Source organism: Kitasatospora sp. NPDC051702 (assembly GCF_040681575.1).
Classification (GTDB): domain Bacteria; phylum Actinomycetota; class Actinomycetes; order Streptomycetales; family Streptomycetaceae; genus Kitasatospora.
Map to the genome: position 1 here is coordinate 18,488 of NZ_JBFAZB010000001.1, position 12,934 is coordinate 31,421.

Genomic DNA, 12,934 nt, shown 5'->3' on the forward strand with positions numbered 1-12,934 from the left:
CGCCCGAAGGGCCGGGGGCGGGCGAAGCTACCATGTGGGCAACACCCTCAGCTCGAAAGATGGACTTGTGACTGTCAACGACGACGTGTTCACGGACTGGAAGAACCGCGAGGAGATCGCGGAGTCGATGATCCCGATCATCGGGCGGCTGCACCGGGAGCGGGATGTCACCGTCCTGCTGCACAGCCGTTCCCTGGTGAACAAGTCGGTGGTCAGCATCCTGAAGACGCACCGCTTCGCCCGCCAGATAGCCGGCGAGGAGCTCTCGGTCACCGAGACGATGCCCTTCCTGAGCGCGCTGACCACCCTGGACCTCGGCCCGTCCCAGATCGACATCGGCATGCTCGCCGCGACCTACAAGGCCGACGACCACGGCCTGTCGGTCGAGGAGTTCACCGCCCGTGCCGTCTCCGGTGCCACCGGCGAGAACAAGCTGGAGCGCCGTGACGCCCGCGACGTCGTGCTGTACGGCTTCGGCCGGATCGGCCGCCTGGTCGCCCGCCTGCTGATCGAGAAGGCCTCCGGCAACGGTCTGCGCCTGAAGGCGATCGTGGTCCGCAACAGCGGCGGCGACGACATCGTCAAGCGCGCCTCGCTGCTGCGCCGCGACTCGATCCACGGCCCCTTCCAGGGCACGATCACCGTCGACGAGGCGAACAACAAGATCATCGCCAACGGCAACGAGATCACCGTGATCTACTCCGACGACCCGACCAAGGTCGACTACACGGAGTACGGGATCAAGGACGCCATCCTGATCGACAACACCGGTCGCTGGCGTGACCGCGAGGGGCTGTCCAAGCACCTGCGCCCCGGCATCGCCAAGGTCGTGCTGACCGCCCCGGGCAAGGGCGACGTCCCGAACATCGTCCACGGCGTCAACCACGACACCATCAAGCCGGACGAGCAGATCCTCTCCTGCGCCTCCTGCACCACCAACGCGATCGTCCCGCCGCTGAAGGCGATGGAGGACGAGTACGGCGTGCTGCGCGGCCACGTGGAGACCGTCCACTCGTTCACCAACGACCAGAACCTGCTGGACAACTACCACAAGGCCGACCGCCGCGGCCGCTCGGCGCCGCTGAACATGGTGATCACCGAGACCGGTGCCGCCTCGGCCGTCGCCAAGGCCCTGCCGGACCTCAAGGCGAAGATCACCGGCAGCTCGATCCGCGTCCCCGTGCCGGACGTCTCGATCGCCATCCTGAACCTGCAGCTGGCCCGCGAGGCCAACCGCGAGGAGGTCCTGGACTACCTGCGGGGCGTCTCGCTGACCTCGCCGCTGAAGCGCCAGATCGACTTCATCGACTCCCCGGACGCCGTCTCCAGCGACTTCATCGGCTCGCGGCACGCCTCGATCGTCGACGCGGGCGCCACCAAGGTCGAGGGCGACAACGCCATCCTCTACCTGTGGTACGACAACGAGTTCGGCTACTCCTGCCAGGTCATCCGGGTCGTCCAGTACGTCTCGGGCGTCGAGTACCCGACGTACCCGGCCCCGGCGCTCTGATCCCGAGCCTGCCGGACGCCCGGACCATCCAGGGCTGACTCCCCGCGAAGGCGGCGGGGCGACGACCACCACGGTCGCCGCCCCGCCGCCTTCCGGCGTTCCCGGGGCCTCGCCGGCGCCCCGGCCTCCCGGGCGTCCCGGCCCCTCCGGGGCCTCCCCGGCCCTCCCGCGCGGACCCGTCGGGGCCGCACCGTCGACAGCAGGACACCACGTGTCCTATGGTGAACAAAGTGTTCTGACCGAGAGGGAGGACCCGCGCACATGGCGGACACGTTCACCACCGACAAGACGGCCCTCGTCGACCTCGCCCACCGGCGGATGCGGGAGGCGATACCCGACACCGGCTGGACGGCGCGGCAGAAGCTCGCGCTGACCTGCCGGATCCTGTTCGACGCCGGCCACGACTCCGGTCTGGCCGGGCAGATCACCTGCCGGGCCGAGCGGCCCGGCACCTACTACACCCAGCGCCTCGGCCTCGGCTTCGACGAGATCACCGAGTCCAACCTGCTGCTCGTCGACGAGGACCTCAACGTCCTGGAGGGCGACGGCATGGCCAACCCGGCCAACCGCTTCCACAGCTGGGTCTACCGGGCCCGCCCGGACGTCACCTGCATCATCCACACCCACCCGCTGCACATCTCCGCGCTGTCCATGCTGGAGACCCCGCTCGTCGTCTCGCACATGGACATGTGCCCGCTGTACGACGACTGCGCGTTCCTGGAGAAGTGGCCCGGCATCCCGGTCGGCAACGAGGAGGGCGAGCTGATCTCGGCCGCCCTCGGGGACAAGCGGGCGCTGCTGCTCGCGCACCACGGCCAGCTGGTCGCCACCGGGAGCATCGAGGAGTCCTGCACCCTCGCCCTGCTCTTCGAGCGGGCCGCCAGGCTCCAGCTGCTGGCCTCCGCCGCCGGGCGGATCCAGGAGATCCCCGAGCTGCTCGCCCAGGAGGCCCACGACTGGATCTCCACCCCCAAGCGCGGCCAGGCCACCTTCGCCTACTACGCCCGCCGCGCCCTGCGGGCCGGCCACCGCGACGCGCTGTCCGCCACCGGAGAGGACGGTTCCTGAGATGTCGGCGTTGAACCTGGACGGTGTGATCGCCTACCCGGTCACCCCCTTCACCCCGGACGGCGAGCGGGTCGACGCCGACCGGCTGGCCGCGCTCGTCGAGCGCCTGGTGGCGAGCGGCGTGCACGCCGTCGCCCCGCTCGGCTCGACCGGCGAGAGCGCCTACCTGGAGGAGTCCGAGTGGCGCACGGCCGCCGAGGCCGCGGTCTCCGCGGTGGCCGGGCGGGTGCCGACGGTCGTCGGCGTCGCCGAGCTCACCACCCGGGGCGCGGTGCGGCGGGCGCGGCTGGCCGAGCGGGCCGGGGCGAGCGCGGTGATGGTGCTGCCGCTGTCGTACTGGCGGCTCGACGAGCGCGAGATCGTCCGGCACTACACGGAGGTCGCCGGTGCCGTCGGGATCGAGGTGATGGTCTACAACAACCCGGCCACCGCCGGCGTCGACCTCGGCCCGGAGCTGATGGTCTCCCTGGTGGAGGGCGTGGAGAACATCACCATGGTCAAGGAGAGCACCGGAGACCTGGGCCGGATGCACCGGCTGCACCACCTCACCGGCGGCGAGCTGCCCTTCTACAACGGGAGCAACCCGCTCGCCTTCGCGGCCCTCACCGCCGGCGCGGCCGGCTGGTGCACCGCGGCGCCCTGCCTGATCCCGGAGGAGACGCTGGCCCTGCACCGGGCGGTCCGGGCCGGGGACCTCGCCGGCGCGGCCGAGGTGTTCCGGCGGCAGCTCGGCGTCCTGCAGTTCATCGTCCGGGGCGGCCTGCCGACCACCGTCAAGGCCGGGCTCGCGCTGCGCGGCTTCGACGCCGGCGGCCCCCGGCCGCCGCTGCTGCCGCTGGACGCCGAACGGACGGCCGAACTGGCCGGCCTGCTGGCCGCGGTGGACGCCGGCCGGGTGGTCTGACCGGGCCGTCCCCGCGGACACGGCCCCGAGGGCGACCCTAGGGCAGCGGTGGGACGCGGTCCCCGGGCTCCGCGGGCTCGTCGTGAATCACCACCAGCACCACCGCGGGCTCGTCCCCGGTGCTGCGGCAGCGGTGCGGCACGGCCGCGTTGAAGTAGACGCTGTCGCCCGGGCCGAGCGGCACCGTCCGCTCCGGGAACTCCAGCTCGGCCGTGCCCGCGTGGACGAAGAGGAACTCCTCGCCCGCGTGCGACTTGAACGGCGCCGCGGCCCGGCCGGTCGGCGGGTACATCACGAACGGCGCCATCCGCTTGCCGGCCAGGCCGGTCGCGATCCCCTCGTACCGGGGGGCCCCGCGGCCGGCCTCGCCGGTCGTCAGCGGGGTGCGCTCGCCGGCCCGCACCACGGTGACCAGCTCGGGCTCGACCTCGTCGGAGAACAGTCGGCCGACGTCCACCCCCAGGGCGTTCGCCAGCTTCAGCGCCGTGGAGATCGACGGGTCGCTGATCCCGCGTTCCACCTTGGAGAGGTAGCTCTTCGTCACCCCCACCTGCGCCGCCAGGGCCTCCAGGCTGAGCCGGTTCTGCGTCCTCAGCGCCCTCAGTCGGCTGGCCATGCGCTACCCCTCGGTCCGGAAGATCGGCCCATTATCCCATCGGGCCCGGACGCCCTGCGGGCCCTGGCCGCGGGGGCGGCCGGACCTGCGGCTATCTTGAGGGGTCACGGACAGCCGGAGGGAGCGGGCGATGGGGATGGGTGGTCGGCGGATGGCCGCCGCGGCGGTGGCGACCGGGGTGCTGGTGGGTGCGCTCACCGGGTGCTCCTCGGGCGGATCGGACACCGCGAAGGGCGCGTCGGGGACGGCCGCCCCGGCGTCGGGGACGGCTCCGGCGGCGAGCCCGGCCACGGGTGCGGCGTCCGCCTCCCCGGCGGCCGACGCCTCCGGTGCGGCGTCGCCCGCGGCTCCCGGCGCGGCCTCGGCGCCGGCCGCCGGGCCGTCCTCGGCGGCGGCCTCGGCCCCCGCACCGGGCGGCAGCGGCGGGGCGCCCGTGCCGCCGCCGGCCGCGGCGACGCCCGGTCAGGACCTGGACGCGGTGCTGCTGGACGACCGGATCGTCGGCCGGGTGCTGCCCGACGCCAAGGCGATGACCGGCTGGGAGGAGGAGAAGCGGAAGGTCGACACCGCCGACCACGCCACCACCTGCACCGCCGCGGCGCCCTGCACCGGCAAGCCGCTCAGCGGCTCGGTCCGGTTCTCCTCGGGGGACGTCGTCGCCCGCTTCTTCGTCGACACCCTGCCCAGCCGGGACGCCGCCAGGAACCGGCTGAAGGAGTCCTACGCCTCGTACACCGCCGGGCCGTTCCGCAAGGTCGACACCCCCGTGCTGGGCAGCGAGAGCCAGGCCTTCCAGGGCCAGCTGGCCGACGGCGAGGGCATCGGCATCGTGGTGCGTTCGGGCACCGTCGTCGCCAGCGTGACCACCGAGGGCGGGCCGGTCGACCTGGCCGCCACCCGGCGCTTCGCCGCCATGCTGGTCAAGCGGATCGAGCAGGCGCAGGCGGGCGCGACCCCCGACGCCGGCCTCGGCGTGGGCTGACGGAACGTCGGTCCGGGAGGCCCTGGCGGCCCCGGTGGTCCTGGCGGCCTGGCGGCCTGACGGCCTGACGGCCCCGCGCCCGCCACCCCACCCCGCCCGCCGCCCGCGAGGCCCCGAGCCGCTCCGTGCCCGGGGCCTCGCGGACGTCCGGACCCCCGACCGCCGCCGGCCGCGGCCGCCGCCCGCCGCGCCGCCCTCCCCGCCGGGCCCCTGGGCTGGGGAAACGGATGTCGGTCGGCCGTGATATCTACTCCTCTGGGGTGGTCGCCGCGCGGCCATGCGAAAGATGCCGACGATGTTCCAGGGGGGCCGTACATGGCGCTGTTCCGACGCCGCTCCGGCGGGGAGACCGGTCAGGACCGGGCCGGGTGGTTCGGGTTCGGGCGGCGCGCCGCCGAGCCCTCCGCCGCCGCACCGCGGCTGGACCCGGCCCTGGGGGACGAGTCCGTCCGCCTGATGCTCGGCCAGGCCCGCGCCGGGGACTGGGCGGCCCTCGGCCCGGCGCTGGCCGGCCTCGACGGCGCGGAGCTGAGCGGGGTCGTCGGCGCGATCGCCGACGTGCCCGGGGTCGAGGAGTGGACGGCCCGGGCCCTGGCCGAGCGGCCGGAGGACACCCTCGCCCTGCTGCTGTCCGGCGCCCGGCACGTGACCTGGGCCTGGGAGGCCCGCACCGGGGCCCGGGCCAAGCAGGTGTCCGAGGACCAGTGGCGGGTCTTCCACGAGCGGCTGGAGGTGGCCGAGGAGCAGCTGCTGGAGGTCGCCGAGCGCGAGCCGTCCTGGCTGGCCCCCTGGTTCTACCTGCAGATCAGCGCGCGCGGCGCCTCGCTGCCGCCGGAGGCCGCCACCTGCCGGTTCGAGGCCGCGGTGCGCCGGGTCCCCGGGCACCCGGCCTCGCACCGCCAGCGCCTGCAGCAGCTGTGCGCCAAGTGGGGCGGCTCGCACGAGGAGATGCACGCCTTCGCCCGCTCCTCGATGCTCGCCGCGCCGGAGGGCAGCCAGCTCGGCGAGCTGGTCGCGCTGGCGCACCTCGAGCGCTGGCTGGACCTCCCGGACGGCGAGGACCGCGCCTACCTGGCGAGCCCCGAGGTGGTGGCCGAGCTGCAGGAGGCCGCCTTCCGGTCGGTGCTGCACCCGGACTTCGTCCCGGTCCGCGGCTGGCAGGGCCCCTTCAACACCTTCGCGATGGTCTTCTCGCTGGCCGACCAGCGCAGGACGGCGCGGCTGCTGTTCGACGCGCTCGACGGCATGGTCACCGAGGCGCCCTGGCACTACCTGTCCGGCGATCCGGTCAAGGCCTTCCGCTCCCACCGGGACCGCTGCGCGTCCTGACGCCGCCCCCGCCCGAACCCCGTCACCCGCCCCGCGATCGAAAGAGCCTGCGGTGTCCCCTTCCGAGAACCCGGCCTCCGAGCACCCGACGAGCGCGCACACCTTCCAGGTGGACCTGCGCGGCCTGGTGGACCTCCTCTCCCACCACCTCTACTCCAGCCCGCGGGTGTACCTGCGCGAGCTGCTGCAGAACGCGGTGGACGCGATCTCCGCCCGCCGCGCGCTGGACCAGGACGCGCCCGCCCGGATCACCGTGCGCGCCGACGACGAGCTGAGCATCACCGACACCGGCATCGGCCTGACCGAGGCCGACGTCCACACCTTCCTCGCCACCATCGGCCGCAGCTCCAAGCGCGACGCCGAGGGCCGGCTGGACGGCGCGGGGCTGGCCCGGGCCCGCGGCGACTTCATCGGCCAGTTCGGCATCGGCCTGCTCGCCTGCTTCGTGGTCGCCGACGAGATCACCGTCGTCACCCGCTCCGCCGCCCGCCCGGACGCGCCGGTGATCGAGTGGCGCGGCGGCTCCGACGGCCGCTACACCATCCGCACCCTGCCCGCCTCGGCCCGCCCGGAGCCCGGCACCACCGTCACGCTCTCCCCGCGCGCCGACGCCGCCGAGTGGACGGGGCCGGGCCGGGTGCTGGCGCTGGCACGGGACTTCGGCAGCCTGCTGCGCCACGACGTGACGGTGGTGGACGCGAACGGCACCGAGCACCGGGTGAACCGCACCCCGCCGTGGGCCGAGCGGCACGGCTCGCCGCTCGCCCGGCGCGACGCACTGACCGCCTACTGCCGCGGCACCTTCGACTTCACCCCGCTCGACACCATCGACCTGGACCTCCCGCTGGTCGGCCTGCGCGGCGTCGCGTACGTCCTGCCGGACGCCGCCCCGCCCTCGCGCCGCTCCGGCCACCGGGTGCACCTCAAGGGCATGCTGCTCTCCGACCAGGCCGACGAACTGCTGCCGGACTGGGCGTTCTTCGTCCGCTGCGTGGTGGACACCGACGGCCTGCGCCCCACGGCCTCCCGCGAGGGCCTGTACGCGGACGAGACGCTGGCCGCCGTCCGCGACGCGCTGGGCGTGCGGATCCGCGACTGGCTGACCGGCCTGTCCGCGAGCGATCCGGCGCTGCTCCACCGCTTCCTCTCGGTGCACCACCTGGCGGTCAAGGAGCTCGCCCGCTACGACGACGAGCTGCTGCGGATGATGCTGCCGTGGCTGCCGTTCGAGACCACCGACGGCAACGTCACCCTGGACGAGTTCACCCGCAGCCACCCGGTGGTGCTGGTGACCCGCACCGTCGAGGAGTTCCGCCAGGTCGCCCCGATCGCCGGCGCGGCCGGCCTCGGCGTGGTCAACGGCGGCTACACCTACGACCGGGACTTGGTGCACCGGCTGCCCGAGATCCGCCCCGGCGTCTCGGTCGCCGACCTCGACCCGGGCACCGTCACCGCGCACCTGGACTCCGTCGACCCGGCCGCCGAGCTCGCCGCCGGGGCCTTCCTGACCATCGCCCGCGAGGTGGTCGGCCGGTTCGACTGCGACGTCGCGCTGCGCAGCTTCCACCCGACCAGCGCGCCCGCGCTGCTGCTGGACAACAGGGAGGCCCGGCACGAGCGCACCCGCGCCCAGCTCGCCGACGAGGCGGACGGCCTGTGGGCGGACATCCTCGGCTCGCTGCGCGCCGAGGCGCCGCGCGCCCAGCTGGTGCTCAACCACCTCAACCCGCTGGTGCGCCGCGCCGCGACGGTCACCGACCGGGAGCTGGCCGTCACCGCCGTCGAGGCGCTGTACGGGCAGGCCGTGCTGATGACCCGCCGCCCGCTGAAGGCGAGCGAGAGCGCCCTGCTCAACCGCTCGTTCATCAGCCTGCTGGACCACGCCATGCTCGGCCACGAGTCGGCCGGCCCGGACGCCACCGACCCGAAGGAGGCGTGATGCTGGACACACCCGACGCGGTGATTGCCGCGCTGCGCGAGAACGACGCCCGTCCGTACGGCCGGCAGCGGACCGTGGTGGCCGAGGAACTCGTCGACGCGGCGGAGCAGTTCGAGGACACCGGGGTGCACTCGATGGCCCTGCTGGAGCTGATGGAGGCCTACGAGTACGACGGCGAGCGCAGCAAGACCCCGGTGGTCTTCGCCCGGGTGCTGAAGCTCTGGGACACCGACCCGGACGGCTTCGGCGAATGGGCCCGGCACCAGGTGTTCTGGCGCTTCAAGTGGGTGGCCGGCGCCCTGCTGGACACCCCGGAGGTGCCGCTGGCGGCCGTGCACCGCTGGCACACCGAACTGCGCGACCGCTACCGGGCGGCCGGCTTCGACCTCCAGCCGTACTACGCGCAGCGCTACCACCTGGCCGCGCAGACCGGCGAGGGCCGTCAGGACGCCTACGAGCTGTGGACGGCGCGCCCGCGCACCGAGCTGAGCGACTGCCACGCCTGCGAGACGAGGGCCAGGGCCGAGCACTTCGCCGAGGCCGGTGACGACGCCCGGGCGCTGGAGGTCCTGGGGCCCGTCCTCGACGGCAGCAGCTCCTGCGAGCAGGAGCCCTACCTGAGCCAGGCCGCCGCCCTGCTCCCGCTGCTGCGCCTGGGCCGGCTGGACGAGGCCCGCTCCTGCCACCTGACCGGCTACCGCTACGCGCGCGGCAAGGCCGCGATGCTGCACGCCGTCGGCCGGCACCTGGAGTTCTGCGCGCTGTCCGGCAACGAGCCGCGCGGCCTGGAGATCCTGGCCGAGAACCGCGACCTCTTCGCGGTCACGGGGGACCAGTCCGCCCGGCTCTCCTTCCTGACCGGCGCCGAGGTGCTGATCGCCGGGCTGTCCCGGGCCGGGCACGGGGCGCTCGCGGTCAGCGGTCCGCCGGGCACCGGCTGGACGGTGGACACCCTGCTCGTGCACCTGCGCACCGAGGCCGGGGCGCTGGCCGACCGCTTCGACGCCCGCAACGGCACCGGCGCGGTCGGCGCCGACCGGCGGGCCAGGCTGGCCCGCGAGCCGCTGCTGGCCGAGCCGCTCGCCCTCGGCGTGCGCGCCGCCGCCGCGCCCGAACTGGCCGCCGCCCCGGCTCCCGTGCCGCGCCGGCCGGTCGAGCCGGAGCCGGAGGACTTCACCGCCCTGGTGGTGCGCGCCCGGGAGCTGGAGCTGGTCGGGCACCCGGACGCGGAGCGGCTCTGGCTGCGGATCGAGGAGCGCTTCACCGCCGACGGTTTCGAGCTCCCGGAGGGCACCGGGGACGGCGGCGCCGCGCGGCTGCGCGCCGAACTCGCCGAGCAGCGGGCCCACCGTTCACTGGAGCGGGACGAGTACGCCGAGGGCCGGGCCGGTCTGGTGGCGGCCGCCGCACTGTTCGAGGAGGCCGGGCTGCCCGGCCAGGCGCTGATGGTCCGGGGCCGTGCGCTGATCGCGGAGCTCGGCGACGTCGAGGGCGCGGTGGCCGACTGGCCGGCCCTGGACGAGGTGCTGCGCGCGGCGGAGGAGCTGCGGGCCGCGGGCGGCGCGATGACCGACGACGACTACCTGATCGTGCTGCAGGTCCGCGCCTACGCGGCCCACCACGACCTAGTCTCGGCGCTGCCCGAGCCGCCGGCCGCGGTGCTCGGGCGGTTCGAGGAGGCGGCCGACGGCTACCACGGCGCGGCCGTCGCCCTGGGCTCCGCCCGCCGGGCGGCCACCTCCCGCCAGTACCGCGCCGACGCGGCCGCCCGGCAGGGCCGGATGGCCGAGGCGGCGGCCGAACTGCGCGAGGTGCTGGCGCAGTTGGACACGGCCGAGCTGCCCTGGCAGACGCCGCGGGTGCTCGGACTGCTCGGACAGGTGCTGCTCCAGGACGGGGAGCCGGCGGAGGCCGTCGAGGTGTTCCACCGGGCGCTCGCCGAGGCGGTCCGCTGGGGCGAGGGCGGCTACCCGTTCGCACCCACGTACATGATGCTCGGTCACGCCTGCATGCTGCTCGACGACCGCGGCGGTGCCATCCGGGCGCTCACCGAGGCCGCGGCGCGCTTCGACCGCAAGGGCCGGGAGGGCGTGGAGGAGGCCGCCCGGGTGCGGCTGCAGCTCGCGGACGTGCTGCGGGCCGCGGAGCGCACGGCCGACGCCGTCGCGGTGCTGGAGTCGGTGCTCCTGGACGCGGCCGCCGCCGAGCTGGACGTGCGGCTGCTGGCGCAGGCCCGGCTGGACCTCGCCCGGGGCCTGGCCGACCTGGACGAGGACCGCGAGGCGGCCGAGGAGTACCTGCGGCTGGCGGACGCCGTGGCCGGCTGGGAGGACCAGGACACCCACACGATGGTGGCCTGCGAGGCCTCGCTGGCGCTGGCCAGGGCCGGTCGCCGGGAGGCCGCGAAGGCCGCCCTGGACCGCGCGGCGGAGGCCCACGGACGGGCTCCACGGGTGGACCAACTGGCGGCCACCCTCAGGGAGTTCGCCATGCTGACGATGCGCGCCGAGGGCCCCGACGGCCTGCCGGAGGCGCTCGCCAGGCTGGCCGAGGCGGACGCCGTCGGGGCAGCCGCCGAGCGGGCCGGGCTGGAGTACGACGCCCCGTTCCTGCAGGGCGGTTCGCACTACGAGCGGGCGCGCTGCCTGGCCGTCGGCGAGCGTTACGAGGAGTCGGTGGCCGAGGCAGAGAAGGCGATCGCCCGGTACGACGACGGAGGGGAGCAGTACGGGGCGCCGCGGGCGGAGGCCCTGCGGCTCGCCGCGCTGGTCGAGGGCACCGACCTCGGCCGGACGAAGGCGGCCGTGGCCCGGCTGACGGCGGGCATCGCCCGCTGCGAGGCCGCCGGGCTGCCGGAGGCGGCGGGGGTGCTGGCCGATCTGCGGGAGCGGCTCGCCGCGGGGGAGTGAGCCGGAGGCGTGGGCCGGGGGCGTGAGCCGGCCGGGGCCGGGGCGTGCGTGCCCCGGCCCCGGCCGCAACCCCGGGCTCAGCCTCAGCCTCAGCCCCGGCCGAGGGCGGCCGGTGCGCCGTCAGCAGGGCCCGTCGTCGCCCCAGACGCCCCACTGGCCGCTGGCGCTCGGCACCTCGTTGAGGGTCCACCACTTCGCGTGGTACTTGTGGCCGTTGTACGAGACCTTGTTGCCCGAGGTGTACGTGGTGCTCGCGCTCCACGCCGGGTCGGTGCAGGTCCCCGAGGTGGGCGGCGGCGAGCTGGGCGGAGTGGTCGGCGGAGTGGTGGGCGGGGTGGTCGGCGGGGTCGCCCCGGCGAACTTCACGGTGTACTTGGTGAAGTCCCAGTCGTTCTGGACCACGCTGGAGCAGGAGCCGGACAGCCCCGGGTCGACGGTGCCCGGGCACTGGCGGTCCCGGTTGACCGACCAGTAGGTGTACCGGGCGAGGTGGTGGGCGGTGGCGAAGTCCAGTACGGCCTGGAAGTCCGCCTGCCGGAAGTACTCGGCGGCGTCGGTGCGGCCGTTCATCATCGACACGCCCTCGTGGGCGTACGCGGTGGCCTCGGACCAGCCGAAGGTGGTCTGCAGGATCTGGTTGAACTTCACCAGCGCGTCGGTCTGGGCGGCCGCGCCGTTGAACCCGCCGTCGAACGGCATGATCGAGTAGTTGTCCGGCGTGAACCCCTGGGACTTGGCCTCGTTCAGCATCTGGGTGCCGAACCAGCCGGTGCCCGCGTTCGTCCCGGCGGTGGTGATCGAGACGTACAGGCCGGGGTTGTTCTGCTGGAGGATGCGCGCCGCGCCGATCTCGTTGTGGATCGCCGCGGTGTTCTCGTACTCCGGCTCCTCCAGGTCGAAGTCGATCGCCTTCAGCTGGTACTTGGTGATCGCCTTCTGGTAGCCGGCGGCGGTGGCCTCCGGGGTGCCGCAGACCTGGCCGAGCTTGGTGCCGCCGTACCCGCCGACGGAGACCGAGACGTCGCCGCCCTTGGCCCGGACGGTCTGGATGACGCCGGGCATGGTGGTGTCGGTGTCGATCGAGGAGGTGCCGCCCCAGGCCGGGGAACAGCCGTTGCCCTGGGCCAGGATGAACGCCAGCTGGAAGGCCTTCTGCCCGGTGGCGTCCATCACCGCCGCGGCGTCCGGCGGGCTGTTGTCCTCGGGCATCAGGTAGGGCGCCGAGGCGTACCAGTTGCTGCCGAGGCCGGCGACGGTGTCGGCGGCGGCCGAGCCGGTGCCGGCCAGTGCGGCGGCCCCGCCGGCGACCAGGCCGAGCACACCGGCCACGGCGACGGCGACCCGGCGCGGACGGCGGCGGCCCGGGGGGTTCGGGTTCCGGGTGGCGGGGTGTGGGGGGAGTGCGCGTTCCATCGGAGGCCCTTCCAGGCGGGGACGGCGGTGGGGGGAGGGCCTGCTCGCGCCGGAGTGGGGGTGGCGCGCAGGCCCAACGGTCCTTCGGCGCGGGGTGGTTGCCGATGGCTGTCACTGGTATAGACCTGTCGAGGAAGGCCGGTCAACCCCAAAGAGGTCAAGCCGTCGGGCCCCCCCCGGCGGGGGCGGCCGGGGGCCCGCCCCACGCCGACCACGCCGCCGGGCCGCCGCGGGGGTGGGGCCGGGGCGGGCCCCGGCACCGGG

General features: G+C 74.7%; 9 protein-coding genes. 7 read left to right on the plus strand and 2 right to left on the minus strand.

Annotated features, from left to right (window positions below; translation table 11 throughout):
* Positions 1-67: 67 nt before the first annotated feature.
* The 3 genes from AB0N04_RS00070 to AB0N04_RS00080 all read left to right on the plus strand — a co-directional run bounded on the left by AB0N04_RS00070 (position 68) and on the right by AB0N04_RS00080 (position 3,482).
* The gene (locus tag AB0N04_RS00070; RefSeq protein WP_360222055.1) at positions 68-1,510 is read left to right on the plus strand and encodes a glyceraldehyde-3-phosphate dehydrogenase; all 1,443 of its coding nucleotides are present in this window, start codon (positions 68-70) and stop codon (positions 1,508-1,510) included.
* A gap of 261 nt (positions 1,511-1,771) precedes the next feature.
* The gene (locus AB0N04_RS00075; protein ID WP_360222052.1) at positions 1,772-2,578 is read left to right on the plus strand and encodes an aldolase; all 807 of its coding nucleotides are present in this window, start codon (positions 1,772-1,774) and stop codon (positions 2,576-2,578) included.
* 1 nt (position 2,579) lies between these two features.
* A complete protein-coding gene (locus AB0N04_RS00080) occupies positions 2,580-3,482 on the plus strand; it encodes a dihydrodipicolinate synthase family protein (RefSeq protein ID WP_360222049.1) in 903 nt (300 codons plus the stop codon).
* Between the two features lie 37 nt (positions 3,483-3,519).
* On the opposite strand, the gene AB0N04_RS00085 is transcribed toward AB0N04_RS00080, so the two are convergent.
* A complete protein-coding gene (locus AB0N04_RS00085; protein ID WP_360222046.1) occupies positions 3,520-4,098 on the minus strand; it encodes an XRE family transcriptional regulator in 579 nt (192 codons plus the stop codon).
* A gap of 130 nt (positions 4,099-4,228) precedes the next feature.
* Between AB0N04_RS00085 and AB0N04_RS00090 the strand changes: the two genes are divergently transcribed.
* The 4 genes from AB0N04_RS00090 (at position 4,229) to AB0N04_RS00105 (ending at position 11,257) form a co-directional block, all read left to right on the plus strand.
* Positions 4,229-5,080, plus strand: a complete 852-nt coding sequence (locus AB0N04_RS00090; RefSeq protein WP_360222043.1) for a hypothetical protein — start codon at positions 4,229-4,231, stop codon at positions 5,078-5,080.
* Between the two features lie 315 nt (positions 5,081-5,395).
* The gene (locus tag AB0N04_RS00095; protein ID WP_360222040.1) at positions 5,396-6,409 is read left to right on the plus strand and encodes a hypothetical protein; all 1,014 of its coding nucleotides are present in this window, start codon (positions 5,396-5,398) and stop codon (positions 6,407-6,409) included.
* A 52-nt stretch (positions 6,410-6,461) separates the two neighbouring features.
* The gene (locus AB0N04_RS00100) at positions 6,462-8,348 is read left to right on the plus strand and encodes an HSP90 family protein (RefSeq protein ID WP_360222037.1); all 1,887 of its coding nucleotides are present in this window, start codon (positions 6,462-6,464) and stop codon (positions 8,346-8,348) included.
* Positions 8,348-11,257 (plus strand): hypothetical protein, encoded by a 2,910-nt coding sequence (locus AB0N04_RS00105; protein WP_360222034.1) that lies wholly within the window; start codon positions 8,348-8,350, stop codon positions 11,255-11,257. The genes AB0N04_RS00100 and AB0N04_RS00105 overlap by 1 nt, the downstream gene beginning before the upstream one ends.
* 120 nt (positions 11,258-11,377) lie before the next feature.
* On the opposite strand, the gene AB0N04_RS00110 is transcribed toward AB0N04_RS00105, so the two are convergent.
* A complete protein-coding gene (locus AB0N04_RS00110) occupies positions 11,378-12,670 on the minus strand; it encodes a carbohydrate-binding protein (RefSeq protein WP_360222031.1) in 1,293 nt (430 codons plus the stop codon).
* Positions 12,671-12,934: the final 264 nt, after the last annotated feature.

What these genes read in the sequence shown, in the direction of transcription:
- AB0N04_RS00075 (WP_360222052.1), top strand. Translation starts at nt 1,772, where the DNA reads ATGGCGGACACGTTCACCACCGACAAGACGGCCCTCGTCGACCTCGCC.
- AB0N04_RS00080 (WP_360222049.1), top strand. Translation starts at nt 2,580, where the DNA reads ATGTCGGCGTTGAACCTGGACGGTGTGATCGCCTACCCGGTCACCCCC.
- AB0N04_RS00085 (WP_360222046.1), bottom strand. Translation starts at nt 4,098, where the DNA reads ATGGCCAGCCGACTGAGGGCGCTGAGGACGCAGAACCGGCTCAGCCTG.
- AB0N04_RS00090 (WP_360222043.1), top strand. Translation starts at nt 4,229, where the DNA reads ATGGGGATGGGTGGTCGGCGGATGGCCGCCGCGGCGGTGGCGACCGGG.
- AB0N04_RS00095 (WP_360222040.1), top strand. Translation starts at nt 5,396, where the DNA reads ATGGCGCTGTTCCGACGCCGCTCCGGCGGGGAGACCGGTCAGGACCGG.
- AB0N04_RS00105 (WP_360222034.1), top strand. Translation starts at nt 8,348, where the DNA reads ATGCTGGACACACCCGACGCGGTGATTGCCGCGCTGCGCGAGAACGAC.
- AB0N04_RS00110 (WP_360222031.1), bottom strand. Translation starts at nt 12,670, where the DNA reads ATGGAACGCGCACTCCCCCCACACCCCGCCACCCGGAACCCGAACCCC.